The 23,652-nt window shown below is 72.3% G+C and carries 22 protein-coding genes; 9 read left to right on the plus strand and 13 right to left on the minus strand.

Annotated features, from left to right (window positions below):
* Positions 1-249 precede the first annotated feature (249 nt).
* From QP090_RS12040 to QP090_RS12050, 3 genes are all read right to left on the minus strand, one after another.
* Positions 250-435 carry a hypothetical protein gene (locus tag QP090_RS12040; RefSeq protein WP_285938837.1) on the minus strand — a complete coding sequence of 62 codons (186 nt, stop codon included), beginning with the start codon at positions 433-435 and terminating at the stop codon, positions 250-252.
* A gap of 179 nt (positions 436-614) precedes the next feature.
* Complete coding sequence (locus tag QP090_RS12045) at positions 615-4,742, minus strand: hypothetical protein (protein WP_285938838.1); 4,128 nt, start codon at positions 4,740-4,742, stop codon at positions 615-617.
* Between the two features lie 202 nt (positions 4,743-4,944).
* Entirely contained in the window at positions 4,945-5,466 is a 522-nt protein-coding gene (locus tag QP090_RS12050; protein WP_285938839.1) for a gamma carbonic anhydrase family protein, read from the minus strand.
* Positions 5,467-5,693: 227 nt separating this feature from the next.
* Between QP090_RS12050 and QP090_RS12055 the strand changes: the two genes are divergently transcribed.
* Both QP090_RS12055 and def read left to right on the plus strand, forming a co-directional pair.
* Positions 5,694-6,947: a coiled-coil domain-containing protein gene (locus QP090_RS12055; protein ID WP_285938840.1), complete on the plus strand. Its 1,254-nt coding sequence runs from the start codon at positions 5,694-5,696 to the stop codon at positions 6,945-6,947.
* Positions 6,948-7,076: 129 nt separating this feature from the next.
* On the plus strand, positions 7,077-7,628 hold the full coding sequence (gene def, locus QP090_RS12060) for a peptide deformylase (RefSeq protein WP_285938841.1): 552 nt from the start codon (positions 7,077-7,079) through the stop codon (positions 7,626-7,628).
* A gap of 15 nt (positions 7,629-7,643) precedes the next feature.
* Here the strand turns inward: def and arfB are convergent, their stop codons facing one another.
* Positions 7,644-8,072, minus strand: a complete 429-nt coding sequence (arfB, locus tag QP090_RS12065; protein WP_285938842.1) for an alternative ribosome rescue aminoacyl-tRNA hydrolase ArfB — start codon at positions 8,070-8,072, stop codon at positions 7,644-7,646.
* A 150-nt stretch (positions 8,073-8,222) separates the two neighbouring features.
* Here arfB and QP090_RS12070 point away from each other — a divergent pair, with 150 nt between their 5' ends.
* Both QP090_RS12070 and QP090_RS12075 read left to right on the plus strand, forming a co-directional pair.
* Positions 8,223-9,425 (plus strand): N(5)-(carboxyethyl)ornithine synthase, encoded by a 1,203-nt coding sequence (locus tag QP090_RS12070; RefSeq protein WP_285938843.1) that lies wholly within the window; start codon positions 8,223-8,225, stop codon positions 9,423-9,425.
* A 60-nt stretch (positions 9,426-9,485) separates the two neighbouring features.
* Positions 9,486-10,343, plus strand: coding sequence for an oxygenase MpaB family protein (locus tag QP090_RS12075; protein WP_285938844.1), 858 nt, complete (start codon positions 9,486-9,488; stop codon positions 10,341-10,343).
* 288 nt (positions 10,344-10,631) lie between these two features.
* Here the strand turns inward: QP090_RS12075 and QP090_RS12080 are convergent, their stop codons facing one another.
* From QP090_RS12080 to QP090_RS12090, 3 genes are all read right to left on the minus strand, one after another.
* On the minus strand, positions 10,632-11,561 hold the full coding sequence (locus tag QP090_RS12080) for a S1C family serine protease (RefSeq protein ID WP_285938845.1): 930 nt from the start codon (positions 11,559-11,561) through the stop codon (positions 10,632-10,634).
* A gap of 544 nt (positions 11,562-12,105) precedes the next feature.
* Positions 12,106-13,593: a sensor histidine kinase gene (locus QP090_RS12085; RefSeq protein WP_285938846.1), complete on the minus strand. Its 1,488-nt coding sequence runs from the start codon at positions 13,591-13,593 to the stop codon at positions 12,106-12,108.
* Between the two features lie 11 nt (positions 13,594-13,604).
* The gene (locus QP090_RS12090; RefSeq protein ID WP_285938847.1) at positions 13,605-14,336 is read right to left on the minus strand and encodes a response regulator transcription factor; all 732 of its coding nucleotides are present in this window, start codon (positions 14,334-14,336) and stop codon (positions 13,605-13,607) included.
* Positions 14,337-14,369: 33 nt separating this feature from the next.
* Between QP090_RS12090 and QP090_RS12095 the strand changes: the two genes are divergently transcribed.
* Together QP090_RS12095 and QP090_RS12100 are read left to right on the plus strand one after the other, a co-directional pair.
* On the plus strand, positions 14,370-14,576 hold the full coding sequence (locus tag QP090_RS12095; protein ID WP_285938848.1) for a hypothetical protein: 207 nt from the start codon (positions 14,370-14,372) through the stop codon (positions 14,574-14,576).
* Between the two features lie 305 nt (positions 14,577-14,881).
* Complete coding sequence (locus QP090_RS12100) at positions 14,882-15,376, plus strand: hypothetical protein (RefSeq protein WP_285938849.1); 495 nt, start codon at positions 14,882-14,884, stop codon at positions 15,374-15,376.
* A gap of 83 nt (positions 15,377-15,459) precedes the next feature.
* On the opposite strand, the gene QP090_RS12105 is transcribed toward QP090_RS12100, so the two are convergent.
* Positions 15,460-16,740, minus strand: coding sequence for an NsdA family TPR-like regulatory protein (locus tag QP090_RS12105; protein ID WP_285938850.1), 1,281 nt, complete (start codon positions 16,738-16,740; stop codon positions 15,460-15,462).
* 153 nt (positions 16,741-16,893) lie between these two features.
* On the opposite strand from QP090_RS12105, the gene QP090_RS12110 reads away from it, so the two are divergent.
* Entirely contained in the window at positions 16,894-17,151 is a 258-nt protein-coding gene (locus QP090_RS12110) for a hypothetical protein (protein WP_285938851.1), read from the plus strand.
* Between the two features lie 646 nt (positions 17,152-17,797).
* Here the strand turns inward: QP090_RS12110 and QP090_RS12115 are convergent.
* From QP090_RS12115 to QP090_RS12135, 5 genes are all read right to left on the minus strand, one after another.
* Positions 17,798-19,069, minus strand: a complete 1,272-nt coding sequence (locus QP090_RS12115; protein WP_285938852.1) for a phage major capsid protein — start codon at positions 19,067-19,069, stop codon at positions 17,798-17,800.
* Positions 19,070-19,273: 204 nt separating this feature from the next.
* Positions 19,274-19,531 (minus strand): hypothetical protein, encoded by a 258-nt coding sequence (locus tag QP090_RS12120; RefSeq protein WP_285938853.1) that lies wholly within the window; start codon positions 19,529-19,531, stop codon positions 19,274-19,276.
* A 45-nt stretch (positions 19,532-19,576) separates the two neighbouring features.
* A complete protein-coding gene (locus tag QP090_RS12125; protein WP_285938854.1) occupies positions 19,577-20,887 on the minus strand; it encodes a DUF3631 domain-containing protein in 1,311 nt (436 codons plus the stop codon).
* Complete coding sequence (locus QP090_RS12130; RefSeq protein ID WP_285938855.1) at positions 20,884-21,309, minus strand: hypothetical protein; 426 nt, start codon at positions 21,307-21,309, stop codon at positions 20,884-20,886. Before QP090_RS12130 ends, QP090_RS12125 begins: the two co-directional genes overlap by 4 nt.
* Positions 21,309-21,503, minus strand: a complete 195-nt coding sequence (locus tag QP090_RS12135) for a helix-turn-helix transcriptional regulator (RefSeq protein ID WP_285938856.1) — start codon at positions 21,501-21,503, stop codon at positions 21,309-21,311. The genes QP090_RS12130 and QP090_RS12135 overlap by 1 nt, the downstream gene beginning before the upstream one ends.
* 106 nt (positions 21,504-21,609) lie before the next feature.
* Between QP090_RS12135 and QP090_RS12140 the strand changes: the two genes are divergently transcribed.
* Together QP090_RS12140 and QP090_RS12145 are read left to right on the plus strand one after the other, a co-directional pair.
* Entirely contained in the window at positions 21,610-22,233 is a 624-nt protein-coding gene (locus QP090_RS12140) for a helix-turn-helix domain-containing protein (RefSeq protein WP_285938857.1), read from the plus strand.
* A complete protein-coding gene (locus QP090_RS12145) occupies positions 22,220-23,629 on the plus strand; it encodes a tyrosine-type recombinase/integrase (RefSeq protein ID WP_285938858.1) in 1,410 nt (469 codons plus the stop codon). The genes QP090_RS12140 and QP090_RS12145 overlap by 14 nt, the downstream gene beginning before the upstream one ends.
* Positions 23,630-23,652 lie beyond the last annotated feature (23 nt).

The following is a 23,652-nucleotide window of genomic DNA, read 5'->3' on the forward strand; positions in this document are numbered from 1 at the left end:
ACCGGCTCCGATCCGCAGGTCCGGGCACGGTCTGGCGGGACGGAAGTGGCGCGGGGCGCGGCCCGGACGCGGCCCGGGAACGATCCGGGAAGAAATTGGTAGGTTTCCGGGCATGCCGACGCTGAGTCGCGTAGTGGTTCCGGACGCCCTAGAATGCGTGACCGGGGACACCCTCACTGAGGGCGCCCCCGGTCGACGGCTGGCATCTTTCGACCGGTCCAGGCGCCGGTGCCTCCCGGCGCCCGCGGACTAGTCCTGCGGCGTCAGCTCGCGACGACCGGCTTCACTGGAACGCACGCCGAGCACCACGTCGATCTCGGTCAGGGTCAGCGGCCTCTCGGCCGCCGCCACCGCACCGAGCATCTCGGCGTAGAGCTCGATCTCGTCCAGCGCAACGCGGTCGTGGACGCGCAGATCGAGATTCTGCTGGCGCACCGCGCCCACCTCCGTTCGTTCCCCGCACCCGCGGTCGAGGCTACGCGTCCCGGCCCGACGGGCACATGACCCAAGAGGGCCATTCGAGGGCCACTCTCCCTGCTGGTCTTCCCGGGTGGGGCCGGCATGATGCAAAACGCCCATGCCCGCCCGCACGGTGACCGCCCGCACGGACGCGGTCAGCCGCCCGGACGGAAGTCGCCCAGGATCTGCTCCAGCGGCGATTCGGGCAGGTCACGGGCGGTGAGACGGGCGACCGTCGCCGCGTTCACGTCGACGCCCGCCAGCCGGGCCGCCTGCCGCGCCACCGTCTGCTCGAAGAGCGTCCGCACGGCGCGGGCGTAGGCGAACGAGGGGTCGGCGCGCTGCCGCTCGAAGTGCGCCAGCAGCTCGACCCGCAGCTCCTCGTCGAGCATGTACAGGTCGCGTTCGGCGTAGTTCTGGAAGAGCCGCACGAGGTCGCGGTCGCCCATGCCCTCGAACTCCAGCACCCGTCCGAACTCGCCGCGGAACCCGGGGTTGCCGGCGAGGAAGCCCTCCATCTCGGCCGCGGGACTGGAGCACACCACCAGGAACCGGGCGCCGCGCTCGTTCATCCGCTCGCGCAGCTCGTCGACCACCGCCGGCGCGCGGTCCAGGAGGTACGCCTCCTGGATCAGCAGCACACCGCCGTGCGCCTGCTCGACCATGGTCGCGACCCGGCTCTCGGTGTCGACCCGGTCGCGGCCGGCCAGGTGCACCGGGCGACACGCCACCACGTGCCCGGACTCCAGCAGCCCGAGCGCCGCGTAGACGCCGCCGACCAGCCCGGCCACCGTGGTCTTGCCGCTGCCCGCCGGGCCGGTGAACACCAGGTGGCGGGCGCCGTCGCCGGCCACCCCGTAGCGGGCCCGGTCGGCCTCCAGCTCGGCCTCCTCGGCCAGCTCCCGGACCGTCGCCTTGACCTCGTCGAGCCCCATGAGCTGGTCGAGCCGGTGCAGGTAGCCGTCGATGTCGCCGGGCGGCCGGAGCGCCGGCTCGATGCCCTCGGCGACCCCGTGCAGATCGTCCGGCGCCAGCACCAGGCGGTCGCGGGACGCGCCGGCGCGTTCGAGGTGCCGCTGGCACGCCTGGTCGAGGTAGGTCTCCACCAGCCGCGCGTTGACCATGTCGCCGGGGCCGCGCAGCCGCTCCAGGTCGGCGCGGGCGACCTCCAGCGCGGACGCCCCCATCGTGACCCGCCGCTCGTCGGAGAGCAGGTGCAGCAGCGTCATCCGGTTGCCGAGGTCGCTGAGGTCGGGCAGCCGGTGCACCCGGAACGCCTCGATCAGCCGGGGATGGTCCTGGACGAGCCGCTTGTACGCGCGCGGCTCGCAGGTGGCGATCAGCGGGGTGGCGTTGGCCGGGTCGCGGCGGGAGCGGCGGACCGCCCCGGCCACCGCCACCGGGTCGAGCGCACCGGTGATCGCGATATCGAGCCGCTCGAACAGGATCGCCGGGCCGGGCCGCGTCAGGAGCCGCCCGATCCGCTCGGCCGGCGCGTCCCGCACGTCCTCGGCGTCGTGCGCGCGGATCGCGCCGTCACCGAGCCCGGCGTCGGCCAACATCAGCGCGATCATCCGGGCCAGCCGGCGCTGCCCGGAGTGCGGGCCCCCGACCAGCAGCACGCCCGGCAGCCCGGCGGAGGCCGACCCCGCGCCGTCCACCCGGGTCTCCTCGCCGTCCACCCGGGTCTCCTCGCCGTCCACCCGGGTCTCCTCCACGTCACCCCCGCCGGTGGCGTTCCACTCCTCGGTCTGCGCGCGCAGCTCGTCGAGCATCTCGCCCGCGTCGTGCGCGCCGGAGACGAAGCCGATGCCGAACCGCTCGAGGGTGCGCCGGTCGCTGCGGTCCTCCGGCGGCGGGATCTCGTTGACGGGGAGGTCGGGCGTCGGGGTGTCCTCCAGGAAGTCGAAGTTGCCGACCATCGTCTCGGACATGACCTGGGTGCCGGGATGGCCCTTGTCCCCTCCCCCCGGACCCCCTTCAAGGTCGCCGGGCCCCAGCACGCGCGTGCCAGGGGGACCTCCCTGGGGGACGGGCGGTGCGGGCGGCGCCTCCTGCTGGGGCACCGCAGGCTGGGGCATCGCCGCGCCGGGGCCCTCCATGCGGGTCGCGTACGGGTTGAACGGCGCCCCCGCCTGTGGCTGCGGTACCTGTGGTGGCTGCGGCTGCTCTGGCGGGCTCACCGCCGCCGGTGGGACTCCCGCCCCCGGAGGCAGCCCCTGCACAGGCGGCGCCCCGGCGGCCTGGTAGCCGAGCTGCGTGTACGGAGGAAGGTGGTTCTCCTCCTTCTCCTCCTCAGGAGGAGACATGCCACCAAGCTGCGGCAGGTCTGGCGACGCGAACTGCCTCTGCGCGGCGTCCTGCCCCGGATAGGGCGGCTGCTGGGGTGCGGCGCCCGGATCGCCGTAAGAGGGCTGACCGTGCGCCTGAGCGCCGTATGGCGGCTGTTCCGGCGGCGGGTAGGGCTGCTCTTGTGCTGAATATGCCGGTTGGGGCTGTTCCGGGGTGGCATAAGGGGGCTGCGCGGACGAGCCCGGACCGCCTGGGCCCGGACCTGGAACGCCTGGGCTCGGGGCGGGGCCGCTCGGGCCGCCGGTGAGCTGGAAGCCGAGTGCGGTGTAGGGCGGGGCGACGTTCTCCTCTTGCTCCTCTTCCGACCGGGAGGCGCTGCCGAACTGCGGGTCGGGCGGGGCGAACGCGGCCTGCTGCCCCGGCGCCTGCATCTGCCCCGGCGCCTGCATCTGGCCGGGCGCCTGCATCTGCATCTGGCCGGGCGGCGGCTGCGCCTGGCCGGGGCCGGGGGCGTCCTCCCAGCCGGGCTGTGCGGGCGGCTGGACGAAGGGCCGGTCGGGCTGGGGCGGCATGCCCAAGTGCGCGGCGGGCGTGCCCGGCGCGACCCCGGGCTGGCTCTGCGAGCTGAGCGGGGACGGCGGCTGGCTGTAGGCCGCGCTCGGCGGCGGCGTGGGCGAGGCGGTCGGCGTGGCGGCCGTGGCGCGGGCCCGGTCCCGGCCGATGATCCCGGCGACGACCGCGGTGGGCACCGGGAAGCCCCGGGGCCGCGCGGGCATGCCGCCCGCCAGCCGGCACCAGGCCAGGTCGAGCTCGTACATCGCGGCCAGGAGCGCCTCGGCGCCCTCGCCCGCACCGGCGGCGGACCCGAGCGGTTCGGGCAGCCGCAGATCGACCGGCCACAGCCGGCGCAGCGGATGGCCCACCTGGTCGGACACCGCCTGCACCGTGTAGCGGATCTCGGGGTCCAGCCAGGGGACCACGCCGCCCACCACGTCCTTGCGGACCACGTCGAGGTCGGCGGCGAGCATCGCGGCGGCCACCAGCCGGGGCTCGATGTAGGCCGGGCCGGCCGGGTCTCCGGCCAGGTCGCCGATCGCGTCGCTGAGGGTGTAGAAGGCGTGCCGGAAGTTGTCGCCGGGCGAACTCTCGTTGCGCAGCGCGGGCACCAGGTGCGGCGGGCAGCGGGTGAGCCACTGCTGGACGAGGGCCTGGTCGCCGTAGGGCAGCGCGCCGTAGTCGACGGTCGGATTGTTGAGCGTCACGCCGAGGATGGACAGCAGCGCGTCGGCCCGGATCTGGAACCGCACGTCCTCGCGCAGCGCGCTCGCGACGGCCCACATCGTCCGCAGGACGACGACGGCCGCGTCGACCCGTCCGGCGCGCAGCCGTTCGGAGTAGAGCCCGATCAGCGTCTCCAGCGGCGGCGGGGTGAGCCAGCGCGGGCCGTCGACATCGGGCAGCGGCCTGGCCCGGTACGGCTTCCAGAGGTCGAGCATCTGCGCGTCGAGACGGGCGTCGAACGCGGGCGCGGACGCGCACCAGAGCATCACGCCCCAGGAGACGGCCACGGTGGACGGCGCCTCGGGGGTGAAGTGCGGCCACCAGTGCGGGTACTCGACGGCGGGCAGCGCGGCGGCGGACTCGACGGTGGCGCGGACCTGGGAGGTCAGCTCGCTCGCGAACCCGTGGCCGACGAACGGCAGCGCGGGGGGCGGGCTGTAGGAGAAGTCGGGACCGGCGGGCACCACGTGCGGCGGTAGCGCCGGGACCCGCATGCCGCCCTGCTGGGCCGACCGGGCGGCCATCCGGACGGCGGGCGAACGGGGCGGCGGGCACAGGTACCACTGGCCGTCGGACGGGTGCAGCCGGTACCAGCGGGCCCACGCGCCGAACAGCCACCATGTGCCGTCGGGCAGGACCAGCAGCCGCCCGCCGATCGCGTGCTGGCGCTGCTGGGGGGGCGCCGACGGCCACCATGCGGCGGCCACCATCGCCCTCGTGTCGCGCTCTGCCGCCGTGAACGGATCCTGCCCCATCTGGGGGCTGGGCGGCGGAGCACTGCCATAACCCGGTCCCCACACCACGTGGTCATCGTAGTCAGCCGCCCGGCCCCCGGGCTCCCCTCCGTACCACCGGAACAGCATCGCCGCAGGTCAGAGGGGCGGCATTCGTACCTATTCGAGGGTTCCGGGGTCAGGCCCAGGTGGCGTCGCGGTGCCGGCGGGCCTTGTCGAGGTACACCTGCGGCGTGTGCTCCAGCGCCAGCCGGTCGTCGTCGGTCAGCTCGCGGACGATCCGTCCGGGGGTGCCCGCGACGAGCACGCCCGAGGGGATCTTCTTGCCCGGGGCCACCAGCGCGCCCGCCGCGATCAGGGTGCCGGCGCCGATCCTGGCCCCGTTCAGCACGATCGCGCCGATGCCGATGAGCGAGCCGGTCTCCACGTGGGCGCCGTGCACCATGGCCTTGTGCCCCAGGCTGACCCGGTCCTCCAGGACGGCCGGCAGCCCCGGGTCGGAGTGCAGGCAGCTCAGGTCCTGGATGTTGCAGCCGTCGCCGACGACGATCTCCTCGTCCTCGGCGCGCAGCACCGACCCGTACCAGACGCTCGAGTCGCGGCCCAGCGTCACCCGGCCGACGACGACGGCACCAGGCGCGATCCATGCCTCGGGGTGGATCCGCGGCGCGATCTCACCCAACGATCCCACGTAGCTCATGCGGCAGATCGTAGGAGGCGGGCCGGCCGGGCCCGGCGGCGCCCTCGGCCTCGCACGGGCTATTCACTAGGATCGGGTGGTTTGTCGATCAGGCGTGATGAAGAAACCGCAGCGAGAACCGTGTTCCGGTTGCGCGAATGGGGTGGACCGGACAAGAGTCGGTCCTGACGTTTATTCATGTGGCGCCCGCTCACCGACGGGTGAGGATCGCATCCGACCCTGACGGGGTGATCACCCCCGCCAACGACCCCCAAGGCACCATGAGCAACGATGCAGAAATCCTGCCGAACCTCCTCCAAGAAGAGTCCTTCGAGATCGTCATGCGCGGCTTCAACCGCCGCCAGGTCGAGGACTACATCACCCGGAACCAGCAGAAGCACCGCGAGCTCGAGGCCAGGCTCGCGCGGGCCCAGGACGACGCCGAGCGGATCCGCCGCGAGATGGCCGAGCTCCGGGAGGCCCGCAAGCCGACCGGCGACGACCTGAGCGACCGGCTCCGGCAGATCATCAACCTGGCCGAGGACGAGGCCCAGGACAAGCTGGCCGAGGCCGAGTCCAAGGGCACCCAGATCCGCGAGGACGCCGAGCACGACTCCAAGCGGATCGTCGACGACGCCCGCGCGCACGCCGAGAAGAACCTCGCCCAGGCCCAGGAGAAGGCCGAGCAGGTGCTCGCGGCGGCCAAGAAGGAGTCCGACAGCGTCGTGTCGGCCGCCAAGCAGGAGGCCGAGCAGACGGTGACCGGCGCCCGGCTGGAGGCCGAGCGCACCCTGACCGCCTCCGAGCGCCGGGCCAGCGTGATCAACGAGGGCGCCACCCAGCGGCTGACCCAGCTCACCAAGAACCACACCCAGGCGTTGCAGCGGCTCACCGAGATCAGCGAGACGCTGCACCGGCTGCTGACGGCCGAGAACGAGGCCGGTCCGCTGGAGAAGATGGTCGAGGACGCCGTCCGGCAGACCCCGCCCCCGCGCAAGCAGCCCGCCCAGGCCCAGCCCGGACCGGGCGCGCACGCCGCGCCGGCGAACGCGGGCCCCGGCGGCAAGCCCGCACCGGCCCAAGGGCCGCCCCAGGGGCAGGCGCAGGGTCAGGCGCCGGGTCAGGCACAGTCACCGGGGCAGGCTCCGGTGCCCGCGGCGGCGAAGCCGGCTCCGGCGCAGGGACCCGCCGCCCCGCAGGCCGCGCCGTCGATCAAGAAGCCCGAACCCGCGGACGCGGGCGAGGCGCAGGGTCCCGGCCAGGGCGCCGGTCCCGGATCCGGGCACGGCCCCGGGCACGGTCCGGTCGCGGGCCAGGGACCGGGACCGCAGATGCCGCCGCAGGCCAAGGCGCAGCGGCCCCCGTCCGACGACCTCGACGGTCCCGGCCCGACGGGCGGCCCGTCCCACGGCCCGGTCGGAGGCCCGTCCGGAGGCCCGTCCGCCAACCCGGGCGGTGTCCTTCCGCCGCACCCGGGACACGGCCCCGGCGAGGCCGGCTGAACGCACCGTCCGGAGCGGGCGGGGGGAGGTTCGGCGGGTCGCACGGCGCGTCCCGTCCCGGTCACGGCCGCGGGCGGTGCGCGCCGTGCTCGCGGTTCAGCCGTCCTCGCAGCTTTATAGGATCTCGGTGTGAGCAAGAGGACCGGCACCCCCGACGGCAGGCGCGGCAACCGGACCGGGACCGCCCGCCCGATCCGCGTTCTCGGCGACCCCGTGCTGCGCACCGGGTGCGATCCGGTCCGGACGTTCGACGCCGCACTGGAGCGCCTCGTCGACGACATGTTCATCACCATGTACGAGGAGGACGGCGCGGGCGTCGCGGCCAACCAGGTCGGCGTCTCCCTGCGGGCGTTCGTGTACGACTGCCGCGACGACCACGACCGCAGGCACGTGGGGCACGTGGTCAACCCGGTGCTCGTCGCCGCGGACGGCGGCACCCTGGTCGAGCGGGAGGGCTGCCTGTCGGTGCCCGGCCTCGGCTTCGCGACCCCGCGCCACGCGCACGCCGTGGTCGAGGGGGTCGACGTCAAGGGCCGGCCGGTCCGGGTCGAGGGCACCGGCTACTTCGCGCGCTGCCTCCAGCACGAGTGCGGCCACCTCGATGGCGGCGTCTACATCGACGTGCTGTCGGGCGAGGCCCGCCGCGAGGCCATGCGCGCCATCCGCTCCGCCCGTCTCTGACGCCCGTCTCTGACCTCAGTCCCAGCGGCGGGACGAGCGCTGGCGCTTGATGTCGGCGCGGCGCTTCTTGTTCTGAAGGCGGCGCTCGTTGAGCCCGCGCGGGATCTTCTTGGGAATCCGCTTCTTGGGCGGTGGCGCGATGGCGTCGGCGAGGAGCGCGACCAGGCGGGCGCGGGCGGCGTCGCGGTTGCGGTGCTGGGAGCGGTACTCCTCCGCGCGGATCGTCAGGACGCCGCGGACGAGGCGTCCCTCCAGGCGTTCGAGCGCACGCGCCTTGAGCGGTTCGGGGAGCGAGGGCGAGCCGGCCACATCGAAGGACAGCTCGGCGGCCGTCGCGCTGGTGTTCACGTGCTGCCCGCCCGGCCCCGAGGAACGGGAGAAACGCCAGCCGAGCTCGGTCTCCGGGATGAAGACCGAACCGCGGACGTGGATCTGCTCGGGCATGCCTCGATTATCCCCGTCCGGACGGATCATGTCGCACCGTTTTCCGGGGGCCTGGGCCCGGGATCGGCGATGGTCACATGGTCATCTCACGTCATGACGCGTAGTGTCCGACGTATCCGTCCACCGCGCCGGCTCTCTGAAGGGCATGTCATGAACAGCCTCCCGAACCGGTTGAGCCTGGGCGTCATCGCCGGTTCACGCAAGGAGAACGAGCGCCGGCTCCCGCTCCACCCGCTGCATCTGGGCCGGCTCGATCCGGCCGTGCGCTCGCGCGTCTACCTCGAGAGCGGCTACGGCGAGCGGTTCGGCCTGCCGGACGAACGACTCGCCCCCCAGGTCGCCGGGATCCTGCCGCGGGCCCGGCTCATCGCCGACTGCGACGTGATCCTGCTGCCCAAGCCCCAGCCGGCCGACCTGGCCGAACTGCGCGACGGCCAGGTCCTGTGGGGCTGGCCGCACTGCGTGCAGGACCGCGAGATCACCCAGCTCGCGATCGACAAGCGGCTGACCCTGATCGCCTTCGAGGCGATGAACCACTGGTCCAGCGACGGCGGGTTCAGCCTGCACGTCTTCCACAAGAACAACGAGCTGGCGGGCTACTCCTCGGTGCTGCACGCGCTGGCGCTGACCGGCACCACCGGCCGGTACGGGCCCCGGCGGCGCGCGGCCATCATCAGCTTCGGGGCGACCGCGCGCGGCGCGGTCACCGCCCTCAACGCGCTCGGCGTGCACGATGTCGACGTCCTCACCCAGCGCGGCCTGACCGCGGTCGCCTCCCCGATCCACTCGGCCCGGATGGTGCACTTCGACCACGAGGTCGGCGCCCCGGGCCGCACGCTCGCGCTCGTCGACGGCGGCGCGGTGCCGATGGCGTCCTTCCTCGCCGAGCACGACATCGTGGTCAACTGCGTGCTCCAGGACACCTCGGCTCCGCTGATGTTCGCCACCAACGACGACCTGGGCGCGTTCGCGCCGGGCACGCTGATCGTCGACGTGTCCTGCGACGAGGGGATGGGCTTCGGCTGGGCGCGGCCGACCTCGTTCGAGGACCCGATGTTCTCGGTGGGCGACAACGTGCACTACTACGGCGTCGACCACAGCCCCTCGTACCTGTGGGACTCGGCCACCTGGGAGATCAGCGAGGCGCTGCTCCCGCATCTGGAGACCGTCCTGTCGGGGCCCGCGGGCTGGGACGCCGATCAGACCATCCAGCGGGCGATCGAGATCCGGGACGGGGTCGTCCAGAACGCGGCCGTCCTGTCGTTCCAGGACCGTGCGCCGCGCTACCCTCATCCGCCCGCGACGTCCGCGGGCGCCCCCGCACCGGCCACGAAGGCCTTCGCGGGTGGATGAGGGGGATTTTCCGGGCGATGCCCCTTGGCGCAAAGCAAGTGCTTACTTACACTGGTCGCCATGACCGAAGGACTGTTCCAGGACGACGACCTGATCCGCGTCATCAGCCGCGAGGGCGCGCTCATCGCGGCGGGAGGGGTCGCCTCCCTGCTCCAGACCGCTCACCCCAAGGTCGCGCAGGGCGTCTACGACCACAGCTACACCGCCGACGACCCGCTGCGCCGCCTCCAGAACACCATGGGCTGGCTCTACACCGTCCAGTTCGGCACCCGCGAGGAGGCCGAGCGGTTCAGCGCCCTGGTGCGCAAGGGGCACGAGAAGGTCACCGGGCCCGGCTACGAGGCCAACGACCCCGAGCTCCAGGTCTGGGTCGCCTCCACCCTGTTCGCCGTGGCCGTGCAGTTCTACCAGCTGCTGTTCCGGCGCGAGTTCGACGCGCGGGAGCTGGCGGACTTCTACCGGCAGGCCAAGATCTACGCGACCATCCTCGGCTGCCCCGAGGACCGGATGCCGGCCACCTACCCCGAGTTCCGCGCCTACTACGCCGAGATGATCGCCACCATCCAGATCACCGACGCCTCGCGGGCCATCGCCGAGCAGGTGCTGAACCCGAGGCTCCCGTTCGGGTTCGCCGCCGCGCCCGGCCTGATGATGATCCGGCTGATCACGGTCGGGCTGATGCCCGAGCCGATCCGGGTGCAGTACGGCTGGACCTGGGACGCGCGCCGCCGGCGCCGCTTCGACCGGCTCGTCCGCACGCTGGCGGTCGTCTACCCGAGGCTGCCGGCGCCCGTGCGCACGCTGCCGCGCACCTATTACCTGCGCACCACGCGCCGGATGCTGGCCAAGGTCGCCGAGCAGCGGCGGCCGGTCATCTCGGTGAAGTCCGACGGCGCCGAGGAGGGGCCGGCGGCCTGACCTGACCCACCGCGGCCGGTGCCGTGCCCCGGGCCCGGGCCCGATGCCCCGCGCCCCGGGCCCGCGCCCCTTGCCCATGCCCGCGCGTGCCCGCGCCGAAGGGCGGCTGAACGCGACACGGCCGCGTGTCCCGGACGTCCGGGACACGCGGCCGTGCCATTTCGCCGGGTCGCCAGGGCCCGGCCCGGCCCCGGCGACCCGTTCACCGGTCGCCGCCGCCCGTCCGTCCGCTCCCCCCAGAGCCGTGTCGGGACGGCGGCCCCCGATGGGTCCCGCCGCGAGCGCCGGTCAGACCGACCCGCTCGCGATGATCTTCTGTGCGGCCTGCCGGGCGTCGTTCACCGGGATCGCGAAGCCGACCCCGATGTTGCCCGAGCTGCTGCCGGAGGTGGCGATCGCCGAGTTGATCCCGATCACCCGTCCGGCGGAGTCGACCAGCGCGCCGCCGGAGTTGCCCGGGTTGATGGCCGCGTCCGTCTGGATCGCGTTCTTGATCACCGCGGTCTCCTGCCGGGAGAGCCGCTGCTCGAGCCCAGGAGGCAGGCCGCCCTGGCCGCCGCTCCCCCCGCTGCCGCCGCCCGAGTCGCCCTCCTGGATCTCGCGGCCGAGCGCGCTGACGATGCCGGAGGTGACCGAGCCGTCCAGGCCGAGCGGGCTGCCCATCGCCAGCACCTGGTCGCCGACCGCCAGCGATCCGCTGTCGCCGAGCGTGGCGGGCTTGAGTCCGGACACCCCGGTCGCCTTGACCACCGCGATGTCGGAGCCGCTCGCGCTGCCGAGCAGCGTGGCCGGCGCGGTCCTGCCGTCGCTGAACTTCACCGCGATCCGCTGCGCGTCCGCGACCACGTGCGCGTTGGTCATGATGACGCCGTCGGACCGCAGGATCACCCCGGACCCGGTTCCGGCGCCGTCCCCCGTCTGGGTCTGCACCGACACCACGCTCGGCTGCACGGCCGCGGCGACCTGCGCGGCCGTGCCGGCCTTGGCGGACGCGCCGGACACCGAGGTGGGGCTCGAGTAGGCGGTCTCGGACCCGGTGAGCAGCGCGGTCACGGCCGCCCCGGCGCCGCCCGCCCCCACGGCCAGCGCCAGCACCGCCCCCATCGCCACGATCTTGCGCCGCACCGTCCGGCGCGGGCCCCCGTCCCCGCCGCCGCCTCCCGGGAACGGCTCCTGAGGCGGCACCCCCATCGGGCCCAGCGGCCCCACCGGGCCCATGGGGCCCATCGGCCCGAACGGCCCACCCGCCGGCGGTCCGCCGGAAGGCGGCCCGCTCATCGGCGGTCCGCCAGGCGCTCCGGCGGACGGCGGGACGGACGGCCCGGTGGGAGATCCGGCGGGCGGTCCCGCTGCGAACCGGGCCTCCGGCAGGCCGTCCGGCGCGGTCGGCCAGACGTCGTGAGGGTGCGGCTGAAGGCCCTGCTCCTGCCACGGCCCCTGGTCCCCGTGCGGAGCGAAGCTCGGCTGATCGGCGCTCATCTGGTCCCCCTGTCGTCTACTCACTCCGAGAGTGCGCGGCGGCCCTGCAACTCCCCTGGACCCGACCTGAAAGTCCGCTGAACGGCGTCCCGGCATGAGAAAGCCGCGACCAGGGGGACGTGCGGCGGCTCGTTCCCCCAGGCCACGGCGGCTGGAAAGGGCTGGGCAGGGCGCGCACCCCCGGACCGTCCGGGCCGGGGGGCGCCCCGCGATTCACAGCCAACCCGGCGGAGCTGAACGCATCCTGAACCACTCCCCAAGCTTGGCTGAGAAGCGCGTGAGGTCAGTCGGGCGCCAGCGGCAGCAGGACGCGGAACACCGCGCCCTCCCCCGGCTGTGAGTCCACCTCGACCAAGCCCTCGTGCGCCGCGACGAGCGCCGCGACGATGGACAGGCCGAGCCCGGTCCCGCCGCCCTCAGGGCTGCGGGACGGGTCGGCGCGGTAGAAGCGCTCGAAGACCCGTTCGGCCTGGTCGGGCGGGAGGCCCGGTCCCTCGTCCACGACCTCGCACACCGCCGCCGGCGCGCCGCGCAGCGTGCCGGGCGAGAGCCGCACCGCGACCGGGGTGCCCTCCGGGGTGTGCACGACCGCGTTGGTCAGCAGGTTGCCCAGCACCTGGCGGAGCCGCGGCTCGTCGCCCAGCACCTGGTAGGCGACGCCGCCCTCGACCGACAGCTCGACGGCGCGGCCGGGCGCGACCACGCGGGTCTCCTGGACGGCGTCGGCGGCGACCGCGAGTAGGTCCACCGGGCGTCGCTCGACCGGGCGCTGCCGGTCGAGCCGGGCGAGCAGGAGGAGGTCCTCGACCAGCAGGCCCATCCGGGCCGCGGTCTGCTCGATCCGGCCGACCAGCCGGTCGATCTCCTCGGGCGTGCGGGCCGCGCCCTGCCGGTAGAACTCGGCGAAGCCGCGGATCGCGGTCAGCGGGGTGCGCAGCTCGTGGCTGGCGTCGGCGACGAAGCGCCGCATCCGCTCCTCGGAGCGGAGCGCGGTCTCCTCCGACCGGCGGGCCGCCGCCTCGGACTCGGCCCGCGCGCCGAACGCCGCCTCGATCTGGGTGAGCATGGAGTTGAGCGACCCGCCGAGCCGGCCCATCTCGGTGCGCGCGTCGCCCTCGGGCACGCGCCGGGACAGGTCGCCGGCCGCGATCGCGCCGGCGGTCTCCTCGATCGCGGCGAGCGGGCGCAGGCTGACCCGGACCACCCAGACCCCCAGGATCACCAGCACGGCCAGCACCAGCAGCCCGACGATCACGTCGATGGCGACCAGCCGGCCCACGGTGCGCTCGATCTCCTCCATGCTGGTCGCGAGCATGAGGGTGAAGCCACCGGGGAGCGGCTCGGCGAGGACCCGCCAGGACGAGCTCCCCTTGCCGCTGCCCGGCACGGTGAACGGCGCGTCGAGCCGTCCGCTCAGGTCGGCGGGCAGCCGCGGGCGGCCGGGCTCGCCCCATGCGGCGCTCTCCGCCCGGATCGTCCCGCTGGGGTCGCGGAGCTGCCCGTACATCTCGCTGGGGATGCGGACGAAGAACTGGTCGCCGCCGTTGCGCAGCTCCGGGACGACCGTGCTGATCGCGCGGCCGACGGTGCTGCGGAGCTGGTCGTCGGCCCGTCCGACCAGGTAGTCGCGCAGGACGGACGCGCCCGCCCCGCTCATCACCGTCATGCCGAGGGTGACCAGCACCAGCATTCCCGCGATCAGCTTGACCCACAGCGGGGTGCGATCGCGCAGCCGCGCGGGCAGGCCCGGCCGGCGGACCGGCGTGGTCACCGGCGGGTTCATCAGCCGGTGTTCTGCGGCTCGCGCAGCACGTAGCCCACCCCGCGCAGGGTGTGGATCAGCCGCGGCTCGGTGTTGTCGACCTTGCGGCGCAGCGCCGAGACGTAGGACTCGACGATGCCGGCGTCGCCGCGGAAGTCGTAGTTCCACACGTGGTCGAGGATCTGCGCCTTGGACAGCACCCGGCCCGCGTTCGCCATGAAGTAGCGCAGGAGCTTGAACTCGGTCGGCGAGAGCTGGACGGCCCGGCCGCCGCGCCACACCTCGTGGCTGTCCTCGTCCAGCTCGACGTCGGCGAAGACCATCCGCGGCGGGGGCTCGGCCGCGCCGCCGCGGAACCGCCGCAGCACCGCGCGGATCCGCGCGATGACCTCCTCCAGGCTGAACGGCTTGGTGACGTAGTCGTCGCCGCCGATGGTCAGTCCCTTGATCCGGTCCTGCACCGCGTCGCGGGCGGTGAGGAACAGCACCGGGGTGTGGTCGCCGCCCGAGCGGAGCCGCCGCGCGACGTCGAACCCGTCGATGTCGGGCAGCATCACGTCCAGGACGATCAGGTCGGGCCGGTGCCGGCGCGCCGCCTGCACGGCGTCGGCGCCGTTGGTCGCGGTCACGACCTCGAAGCCGCTGAACCGGAGGCTGCCGGCGAGCAGCTCCAGGATGTTGGGCTCGTCCTCGACGACGAGGAGCAGCGCCTCAGGCACCCTGCCCCCGCCGTTCACCGTACGCTCAGCCAATGACACGTTCCCCCTCCGCAATCATCGCAGAGGTTGCCATCCGAACCTGAAGGCCCCCTGGACGTCAGCCCAGGATCTCCCGACCTTCGCGGCGTCCGCTACACGACCGGCTTCGTCGCCTGCGCGGCGGTCGCCGGAATCGCCGTCGCCGTCGCGGCCTTCATCCCCGCCCGAAGGCCCGGACGCGGTGCTGTCGACAACGACGAGGACGTGGGAACGGCCGCCGAGGCCCGTCCCTGAGCGAGGGCGGGGCGGTCGTCCTTGATCGGATGCCGTCCTACCCGAAGTACTCGATGAAGGGCACCTTCCCATCCCATGGATTCCGTGACCTGGGGAGATCGCTCAAAGTAGCGCCTGAGCTGCACTCTCTCCCCCGGGCACTTCCGATCAATTCCGGCGCCCTCCGACCCTCTGACGGAACAGAGACGGAACTGAGAGCGCGCGGACCTCCCCCGGTACGTCGGGGGCACGCCAGACATAAGGCGGCCCCGGACGCGGTGTCATCAGCACCGGCCGGGGCCTTGATCGGAACAGAGGTCCGACCCATGAACGAGCGTATCCAGAGCATCACCTTCGCTGCTGGCACTCTCACCGACGCGCAGAGGGACGGTCTCGCGTGCGTCGTGTGCAGCGTCTCCTACCTCACCAGCACCGCGCCGTCCGTCCCCGTGGGCACGGTCGACGGCGCCCAGGTGTTCGCCTGCGAGGCGCACACCGCGGCGGCCGGGAAGTCGTCCACGTGGCCGGACGGCGAGGCCGAGAGCGTCCGCGAGACGGCCGACGACATCGAGGCGTTGCGCGACCTCGCGGAGCGGATCGGCGAGGTGGCCGAAGACCTGTCGAGCTGCCCGGACCGGGCGGAGCTCGTGATCGCGCTCCGAGAGATTCGGACGGGCCTGAGCCGCCTGCGCGAGGCCGTCGAGGCGGGTGCCCGGGAGAAGGCGCCGGAACTCCTTGACCAGGGTCTGGCGACCGCACAGGAGACCGTAAGGGTCGCTATCGCACTGCTGGACGCGACGCAGGCGAAGCACGCCGAGTAGCCCACCGACCGCACCCCCTGGAACGAGACTGGCGCCCCGTCTCCCTCACGCGGAGGGTGGCGGGGCGCCGGTGCATCGCGTGCTCAGAGTAGCGCGAGGCCACCCTCATCCGGCGGTAGTTCGCGCCCCTCGTCGCGGAGCTGCTCGGCGAACTCTGCCACTCGCCGCTCACGCGGATACCGGTCCTCCAGCCGAGAGCGCAGCTCGTTCGCCCTCGGCAGTAGATCACCGGACCGGCGTGCCGGCCCCAGCGCGGCCTGGCCGTGCCGCACGGCGCTCTCCAGATCACCGCGGCGCCCTGCGACCAGACCGAGGTCAAGGTTCACCATCGCGTACCGCATCGGCCAGCGCACCGAGTCATCCGGGCGCCGGGACTGGACGATGACCTCGCGGGCGTGTTCCTCGGCTGCGTCGTTCTCTCCGAGCATGGTGTAGATCGTCGAGCAGTAGAACTCGTACTTGTCGTGGTCGAACACGAAGTGGTGCTCCGGATGGCCGGGCCGCGGTAGCTGATCCATGATGGCCCGGCCGACTCGGAGTGCGTCGATCGCCCGTCGATCGCCCATGCGCGCGTAGCCGCGTCCGGCCTGGAGGGTGAGTTGGACCGCTGCGTTGCTGGCGCCCGCGTGCTGGATACCGGCCTCGGAGTACTCCACCACCTCGTCGTAGCGGCGCTCGACGAGTGCGAACCAGGCGGCGATCTCCCACGACCACCCGACGATCTCGCCATGCCCAGCCTGCTCTCCCAGCCGGCGCGCGGTACTGCGGAGGATCTCCGCGCCGGTCTTGTCGCCGGCGTCGTAGAGCGTGCAGGCCAGCAGGACCGACAGCCACCCCGAACGCACCAGCAGTTCGCGATGCTCGGCGAGGGTGGTCCGGCTGTTCAGCAAGTGGAGGACGTAGGACAGGTGCGCCTTCCCTCGGCGGCTCAGCACTTCGGGTGACACGGTCGGATAGTCGCGGCACAGGCGGTCAACGACGGTGTCCAGCAGGTCAAGCGTGCCTGCGGCGAGATCGGTGGCGCCGGCGTGAGCCGCCAGGTCGAGCAACTCGACTTCCTCGGCGGCCACCGACCGGTCATCGGCTGGCATAGGCGGCTGAGCGTGGGGCGAGCCGAACAGTTCGTCCTCTGTGGTCTTCAGCACGCGGGCGTACAGCGGCCTGTACCGGGGACCTGGAAGCCAAGCGCCCGCTTCCCACTGCTTGATCATGTCGATGAGGCTCTTCACATGGGCGACGTGCTCCAGTTCGCCGGGGGCGGCGGCACGGCGCAGGAGGCGAGCGAGATCTCCCCGCGTCCAGTACGGCGGTTCCTCTCGCGCCGCCCGCAGGCGCGCACCGATGGCCTTGTTATCGGCGGACATGTTACGATGCACCTCTCGCCGGTGACGGGGGAGGGCGGTCACCCTCCTGAACCCTCCCGTTCCCTCCCCCATCCTGCCTCTGGTGCTGTGGCACCCGCCACAACTTCACTAGGTGTGACCGGATCACAACCCGCATCGCACAGGACGGTCACGATGTTCAGATCCCGCTCTTCCGATTCGCCCGAGCTGTTCACGTGGGATGTCGACCACGCGTGCGGCGTCACCGACGACCAGGGGCGTGCGCGCGAACTCGTACGGACCGCACTCGACGCGGCGCCGGCCGGGACGCGCGGTGTGGTCGAGCGGGTGCGTGTCAGCGAGTCCGGCCGGGGCTCCTACGTGCTCCTCGGCGAGATCGCACGGGCACACAGGGACGAGCGGTCCGGTTCAGTGGTCTGGACGACCCTATGAACGCGGGCACGGTGAGGCATGCGCGCGGCGGCCTCACCGTGCCCGTTACCACGTCGTGCGGTCGCCCGCCCGGCCCGCCCGGTTCGAGCCCGGGGACCCGACAGGCGGGGACCGTACGACCTGATGCCCGGCCGGCCGGACTGGGGAATCCGTCCGGCCGGGTGGGGGGATCGCGCGGCCGGTGCTCCACACCCCCACCCCCTGGGGAGTACCGGCCGCGCGGCACAAGCTCCGCGGCCCCGGGTTTGCTGGCGCGCGCCCGGGGCCGCGGTCCAGGCCCGGTGATCACCGGGCCGCTAATCCGGGCAGTCGCCTCGCGAGGGAACAGCGGGGCGCGATCACCGGGAACAGTCACGGTACGTGACGGATCGGCCACCCGCTAATCCGGCCCTCTCGGCTTCAGCGTCATCAGGCGTCGTCACTCTGAGTCACGGAGAGAGAATAGGTCGACGGTGGTTTGGGTCGCCCCAGGTCAGGGGCTCAAAACCCCGGGCATCTCCGCAGGTCAGCGACATCCGTGCAGGTCAGAGCGTTGATCCACTTCACTCACGGATCGTGACCCCTCGTGAGCACTCCCGACCCCGGTCACGTATGGTGACGAGAGCGGGGGGACGCCACGGCGCCCGACGTCCCCCCGGCTCCCGGTCTAGCTGGCACCGCCGGTGAACGCCTTGACCGCTCCGGTGGTGTCGATCAGGTCGCCGTCGGCGCGCCATAGCCCGCGGAAGGTGATCAGGTCACGGTCGAACGCGTACTCGTCGGAGCGCTCGAATCGCAGCGTCCGCACCTGCCGGACCCAGTAGCGGGACATGTCGCCGAACAGCACGGACTTGGCGCCGGTGCCGACCGCGGGGACGTTCGGGTCGACGTACACGGGCCGGCCGAGCAGCGTCCCCACGGCGCCGGAGCCCGGCGGCGGGGTGATGTCGAACAGGAATCCACCGGTCCCGGCGGACGCTCCCGAGTCGTCGCGCAGCTTGCGGACCACACCGAGGGTGCTGTTCCTCATGACCCACGCGGCGGCCCGCGACCGAGCGTACGGCTCGGCGACCGAGTGGTACAGGTCGATCAGGTCTTCGGCCGTGAACGCCCCGCCGGCCCCGGTCGCGCCGGTCTTGCCCGCGGATGCCGCGCCGACGAGCCCGTTGGGCTTGCCGGTCCCGTTGCCTGCCATGAAGTCGGCACCGGCGCCGTTCCCGATCGCCTGGCCGGCCTCTCTGGCGAGGTAGCCGAGCAGGTCGAACGTAGAGTCGTTGGCCAGCTCGTAGGACACCTGCACCATGAAGCCGTACTTGTAGGCGTCCAGGGTGGTGCTCGCGAAGGTGGGATCGCTCTCGCCGATCTGGGCCCCCTCGGCGACGATGGCCGCGGTGCTCATGGCGGTGGTCTTGGGGACCTTGAGCGCCTCGCCGGTGTCGGTGCTGATGAGCGTGGCACCGGCCGCCAGGACTGCCGAGCTGTCCACCAGGTGCTCGACGAGCTGGTGATAGAAGGTGGTGCCCTGCAACCCGCCCCCGGACGAGGTGAGCAGGTCCCGCCGCTCGATGCCGGGCTGGTATCCGGACCGCGGCGACTCCCACGTGACTTCGATCGGGGCGCGCGAGTTGCTGTTGATCCGGTGCCGGAACTCGTCGGCGAGCATGGACTCGACCACGCCCGGGACGCCCCGGACGACCGGCTGCCCCTTGATCGCGGCGAACGTCGCTTCGGACTCGCGGTCGCGTTCCTCGCGCGCCATCTCCCGCTCGAGCCGCTCGTCGAGCGCGTCCAGGTCAGCGTTCGCGCGCAGGTATGCGGCGTCTTCCTCGGTGCTCAGGTTCCGCTTCTCGCGGTCCGCCCGATCCAAGATGGCCTTGGCGATCTCCCAAGTCCGCTTGCGCTGCTCCTGGAGTCGCAGGATCTGAGGCGAGTACTGCATGGTGTCTCCCGAACGCGGGCACGGGCGCTCTGTGACGCCGTGCGATGCCGTACGGGAGTCCTCCGGCGGACCAGGTCCCTCGCCCCTGCGGCCGGTGCGTGTCGCGCTGCCGGCGGTCCGCTGCGTCTCCTCGTGCCGCGCGTCCCGGTGCGTGTCGCGCTGCCGGTCCGCGCCGCCCCGTGCGGGGCAACACCAGCGTAGCGGCTACACCGGTTCGCCCGGTAGTTCGACGAACACCGGCCGCGCGTCCATCAGCACGTCGTCAATGGCAAGTGCCAGCGCGCGACGCTCGTCCCGATGCTCGGCGAGCACGATCGCGTGTGCGGTCCATACGCGCGCGCGGCCCGGGTCACCGGCCGCCTCACAGACTGCGATCTCCCGGCCGAGCACAGCGAACCCCGCGCGGATCTCGGCGTCCGTCCATTCGTTCATCGGCCGGTTGAACACGTTGTCGTCTCTCACGGTCGGTTCTCCTGTCTGGCGAGCTTGGCCGCGGCCGGTCGCCGATCACGGGGCGCACATGGGGTGGGTGGTGTCTCCCGCCGCGGCGTGTGTGGGGTCGAGCGTGGTCCCGCACACCGTGCAGCAGGGGGTATCTGGAACCTGTGGAACCACTGGAACTTGGCTGGTCAGGGGCATGGTGCCAGGTTCCGGTTCCGTTCGGCGTCCGGAACCCGGAACCTCACCCGACCCGTTGACCTGCAAGGTTCCGTTGGTTCCGGCGGTTCCGTCCCCCTCCTGCTCGGAACGCAGGTAGCGACTCCACGCGTCGTGCAGGTGCTCTCGGCGGTAGCCCTGCAACGCCTGCCCGGACACCTTCACCTTTGTCGAGCTGATGCCGTACGGCTTGAGCATCTTGGCCAGATCCCGGGCGTTGAGCGGACGCCCGTACCAGTCTGCCCACGGCGCTTCGTCGAGCTTGTGGAGTCCGTCGAGCAGCGTGGCGCCGTGCAGCGCGTCCGCGTCTCCGAACACCGTCCGCAGGTCGGCCAAGAGCCGCACACCGACGGTGGTGTCCTCGTCGGCCGATGCCGTCAGCACGCGGCACGCGGTCCGGGCACGGGCCGGCCAGTCACCACCCGCCAGGTCTGCGAGCGCGACGAGCGGTTCCCAGTTGTCCGCGGCCCGGTCCTCGACCGGCATCTCGGGCTCGGCATCCGTCAACTTGTCGATCTGCTCGCGCACCCACGCCGTGATCCGGTCCCGAAGGTCGTGCAGCGCGGGACCATCACGCCGGGTCCGGAACGGCTGGACACGCTCACCGGGCGCCCGCCGCCGCATCCGCACCATGACGGCCCGGTCCTCGATCGTGTCGGGCATCGAGCCGATACCAGCGAGGGCGGCCATGGCGAACGTCGGGCAGTTCTCCGGCTTGCGCGCCGCGGCGTCCCACCGGATGTAGGGCCGGCCGCGCTGGTGACCGGCGTTGATCAGCCCCCGGAGATCCTCGTGGTTGTCGGCCGCCTTCTTCCCGAACACCGTGTCGGCCTCGTCGAGCAGCAGCGTCGGGGGATCCTCGCCGATCGAACGGACCAGGGCGGCCGGCGAGATGTTCACCGTGATCAGCGGGTCATGGCACGTCGTCTCCACGATGTCGAGCAAGCGGGACTTCCCGCACCGCTTCTCCGGCGCGGTGATCACGAGCCGCGTCGCGTGCTGCCAGGCCGGCTGGGCGTGCGTCGCAGCGATCCACAACGCGACCGCGTCGCCTGCCTCGCGCGTCGGGAGGATGACGTACCGGGCGAGCGTGTCGCGCAACTCGTCAAGCAGCAGCGCACCCGGCCCATACCCCGGCACGAAGTCGAACGGGTTGCTCACGCTGCCGTCCCCCGTCCCCGCACTGGGCGCCCGGTCTCCCACTCCACCGGCCCACCGAGGTAGTCACCGGGCCGCGGCCGACCGAAGTTCTCACGGCGCCCGTCCCACCGGCGCCGCTCCAGCTCGTCATGCTTCGGCGAGGACGCCAACCCGCGCACCTTCGCCGCGAGGTCGGCCCAGGCCCGGTCCATCTCGGCGTGTGCCCGGCCGTACCCGACATCCTCACCAGCGACGAAGCCCACCCCGAAGCCCGCCGTCCACATCGCGTCCGCGATGGAACGCTCACGCTCGGGCGACTCGGCCAGCATCTCCGCAGCCACGATGTAGGGGTGACGTACGCTGGCAGCGACGTCCCGCCCGCCCGGCTGTTCGTCTTCGGGGCCGCCCTCCACCCGGGGGCGGCCCTTGTCGTTGGTCGACATCAGGCGGCCGTCCCGCCCTGGTCCGCGTAGCGGGTGTTCTCCCACGCGATCACGTCCGCGAGTCGGTACCGCGCACCGCGTCCGACCTTCAGGTACCGGGGGCCGGTGCCTTTGCTGTTCCAGTCATAGACCGTCTTCAGCGGCACGTTCTCCCGCTCGGCGAGGTCCTGGGGGGTGAGGTGCTTCTCAGCCACAGAAGACTCCTTTGTGCTTCTCCAGCACAGATTGTGCGGGAGATCGACTCCGGTAGCTTCCCTTTGCCACTGGACTTTGTCAACTGAGCGACTAGGATGTGCGGCTATGGCACAACAGACACCTACCGAAGTGATCGCAGCACAGGTCCGCGAGTTCCGGGACGCGCGGAAGATGAGCGCCCAGGCGCTTGCGGATCGATGCGCCGAACTGGGGATGCCGGATCTCAAGCGGCAAGCCATCACGAATCTGGAGAACAGTCGGCGCGGCATGGTGACGGTCGATGAGCTGCTCGTTCTCGCCGAAGCGTTGGACGTCCCACCCGCACGGCTGTTTATCCCGCTCGACGGCCGGACCGACCTGGCTGTGACCCCGGAGGTCACCATGTCGTCCTACCGGGCGCTGTTCTGGGTGAGCGGCGAGAACGTCCCACCGCTCCCGGCCGAGAGGCTCGAACGCTGGCGCGAGGCGGTCGGGCCGCTCGACACCTACCGCACGTTCCGGGACACCTTCCGGGCCGCGGCCAAGGCCGAGACCCGCGGCGACGTCGAGGCGTTCCGCGGCCAACTCTCGGCGCTGGCGAAGGTCATCGAATGGGGGATGCTCAACCGCAACATCACCCCGCCAGCGCTCCCGGCCGAGTGGGTCGCCACCATGCGCGACGAAGGATGGCTCGACCGCGCCGATGAGGTGCCCGTGCAGGCCGGGGACGGCAACGATGGCCAGAGTTAAGGATCTCTGGTTCTCCGAGGTCAAGGACCCTGCCGATCCTGAGCGGAAGATCAAGGTCAAGACCAAGCGCCACCCGGACAACGGCGGCAACCGGGACGCGAAGCGCTGGCTCGCGTGCTGGTTCGGGCCGGACGGCAAGGAGAAGACCAAGGCGTTCGCGGTCAAGGAGAAGGCCAAGGCGTACGGCAGCCGGATGGAGGCCGACGTCGAGCGCGACGAGTACATCGAGCCGGACGCTGGCAGGGAACTGCTCGGTCCGTTGGCCACGAAGTGGATGCGCCTGCGGAAGATCAACGGGAGCAGCGCCGTCCGGTACGAATCGGCGAACCGCCTCCACGTCGAGCCGACCTTCGGTGCCCGTCAGGTGAAGTCGGTACGCCCGTCTGAGGTGCTCGAATGGCTGCTCGCGCTCGGGAAGACACACGGCCCGTCTACACAGGCGATCGCCTTCCACGTCGTTCAGGGCACGTTCGACCTGGCGGTGGCGGACGGGATGCGGAAGGACAACCCGGCGCGGTCTCCGATCGTCCCGCGCGTCGAGAGCGAGCCCAAGGAGCGTCAAGCCTGGCACGTTGACCGGGTGTGGGCAGTGGTCGACGAGCACCCGGCGCCCTACCGCGCGGTGCCGATCGTGGCGGCCGGGTGCGGCCTCCGACAGGGCGAGACGTTCGGGCTCGGCGTGGACGACTTCGAGGACGGGAGGTTGCACGTCCGTCGTCAGGTCGTCCGTGTCGGGAAGCAGCTCGTCTTCAAGGCGCCCAAGGGCGGCAAGGAGCGGACGGCCCCCGTGTCTCCCGGCATCGCGCGAGCCGTCGAGGCGCACACGGAGGCGCACCCGCCGGTGACGGTCACGCTGCCGTGGATGAACGAGGACGGCGAGTTGGCCAGGGACCGCGCGGGCGCCCTCGTTCGGGTGACGGTCAAGCTGCTGTTCGTGTGGCGTGGCCAGTTGCTCGCTCCCCCTCTGCCGGAGGGAGCGCGGACACGCGCGCACCGCGGCCGGCAGTCCAGGGCGGAAGGCATGAACCTTCAGGCTTCGACGTACAACGGGCTCGTGTGGAAGGTCGCTCTTGCTCGCGCGGAGGTCATCCCGCCGCCGACCAAGAACAAGCGGGGCGCGCTGATCTACAGCGCGGCACGCGAAGACGGGATGCACGCCCTACGGCACTGGTTCTCAACGACACTGCTCGACGCGGGGGTGTCCCTGGCCGGCGTCATGGAGTTCATGGGGCACAGCAAGAAGGGAGCGCCGGTGACGCTGGGCGTCTACGGCCACGTCACCGAGGAGACGTACGAGGCTGCGCGAAACGCGATCGATCGGTCTCTGTTCCGCCTCCGCCCCGTCAAAGATCAGCTCTCGGACGGAACAGAGACGGAACGGGCGGCCTCGCATTGAGTCTAGGCACGGCTCCTACGCAG

It is taken from the genome of Actinomadura xylanilytica (genome assembly GCF_030283145.1).
GTDB classification, from domain to species: domain Bacteria; phylum Actinomycetota; class Actinomycetes; order Streptosporangiales; family Streptosporangiaceae; genus Spirillospora; species Spirillospora xylanilytica.

What these genes read in the sequence shown, in the direction of transcription:
- QP090_RS12045 (WP_285938838.1), bottom strand. Translation starts at nt 4,742, where the DNA reads ATGGTGGCCGCCGCATGGTGGCCGTCGGCGCCCCCCCAGCAGCGCCAG.
- QP090_RS12050 (WP_285938839.1), bottom strand. Translation starts at nt 5,466, where the DNA reads ATGAGCTACGTGGGATCGTTGGGTGAGATCGCGCCGCGGATCCACCCC.
- arfB (WP_285938842.1), bottom strand. Translation starts at nt 8,072, where the DNA reads ATGCCCGAGCAGATCCACGTCCGCGGTTCGGTCTTCATCCCGGAGACC.
- QP090_RS12070 (WP_285938843.1), top strand. Translation starts at nt 8,223, where the DNA reads ATGAACAGCCTCCCGAACCGGTTGAGCCTGGGCGTCATCGCCGGTTCA.
- QP090_RS12075 (WP_285938844.1), top strand. Translation starts at nt 9,486, where the DNA reads ATGACCGAAGGACTGTTCCAGGACGACGACCTGATCCGCGTCATCAGC.
- QP090_RS12080 (WP_285938845.1), bottom strand. Translation starts at nt 11,561, where the DNA reads ATGGGCCCGGTGGGGCCGCTGGGCCCGATGGGGGTGCCGCCTCAGGAG.
- QP090_RS12100 (WP_285938849.1), top strand. Translation starts at nt 14,882, where the DNA reads ATGAACGAGCGTATCCAGAGCATCACCTTCGCTGCTGGCACTCTCACC.
- QP090_RS12105 (WP_285938850.1), bottom strand. Translation starts at nt 16,740, where the DNA reads ATGTCCGCCGATAACAAGGCCATCGGTGCGCGCCTGCGGGCGGCGCGA.
- QP090_RS12110 (WP_285938851.1), top strand. Translation starts at nt 16,894, where the DNA reads ATGTTCAGATCCCGCTCTTCCGATTCGCCCGAGCTGTTCACGTGGGAT.
- QP090_RS12115 (WP_285938852.1), bottom strand. Translation starts at nt 19,069, where the DNA reads ATGCAGTACTCGCCTCAGATCCTGCGACTCCAGGAGCAGCGCAAGCGG.
- QP090_RS12130 (WP_285938855.1), bottom strand. Translation starts at nt 21,309, where the DNA reads ATGTCGACCAACGACAAGGGCCGCCCCCGGGTGGAGGGCGGCCCCGAA.
- QP090_RS12140 (WP_285938857.1), top strand. Translation starts at nt 21,610, where the DNA reads ATGGCACAACAGACACCTACCGAAGTGATCGCAGCACAGGTCCGCGAG.
- QP090_RS12145 (WP_285938858.1), top strand. Translation starts at nt 22,220, where the DNA reads ATGGCCAGAGTTAAGGATCTCTGGTTCTCCGAGGTCAAGGACCCTGCC.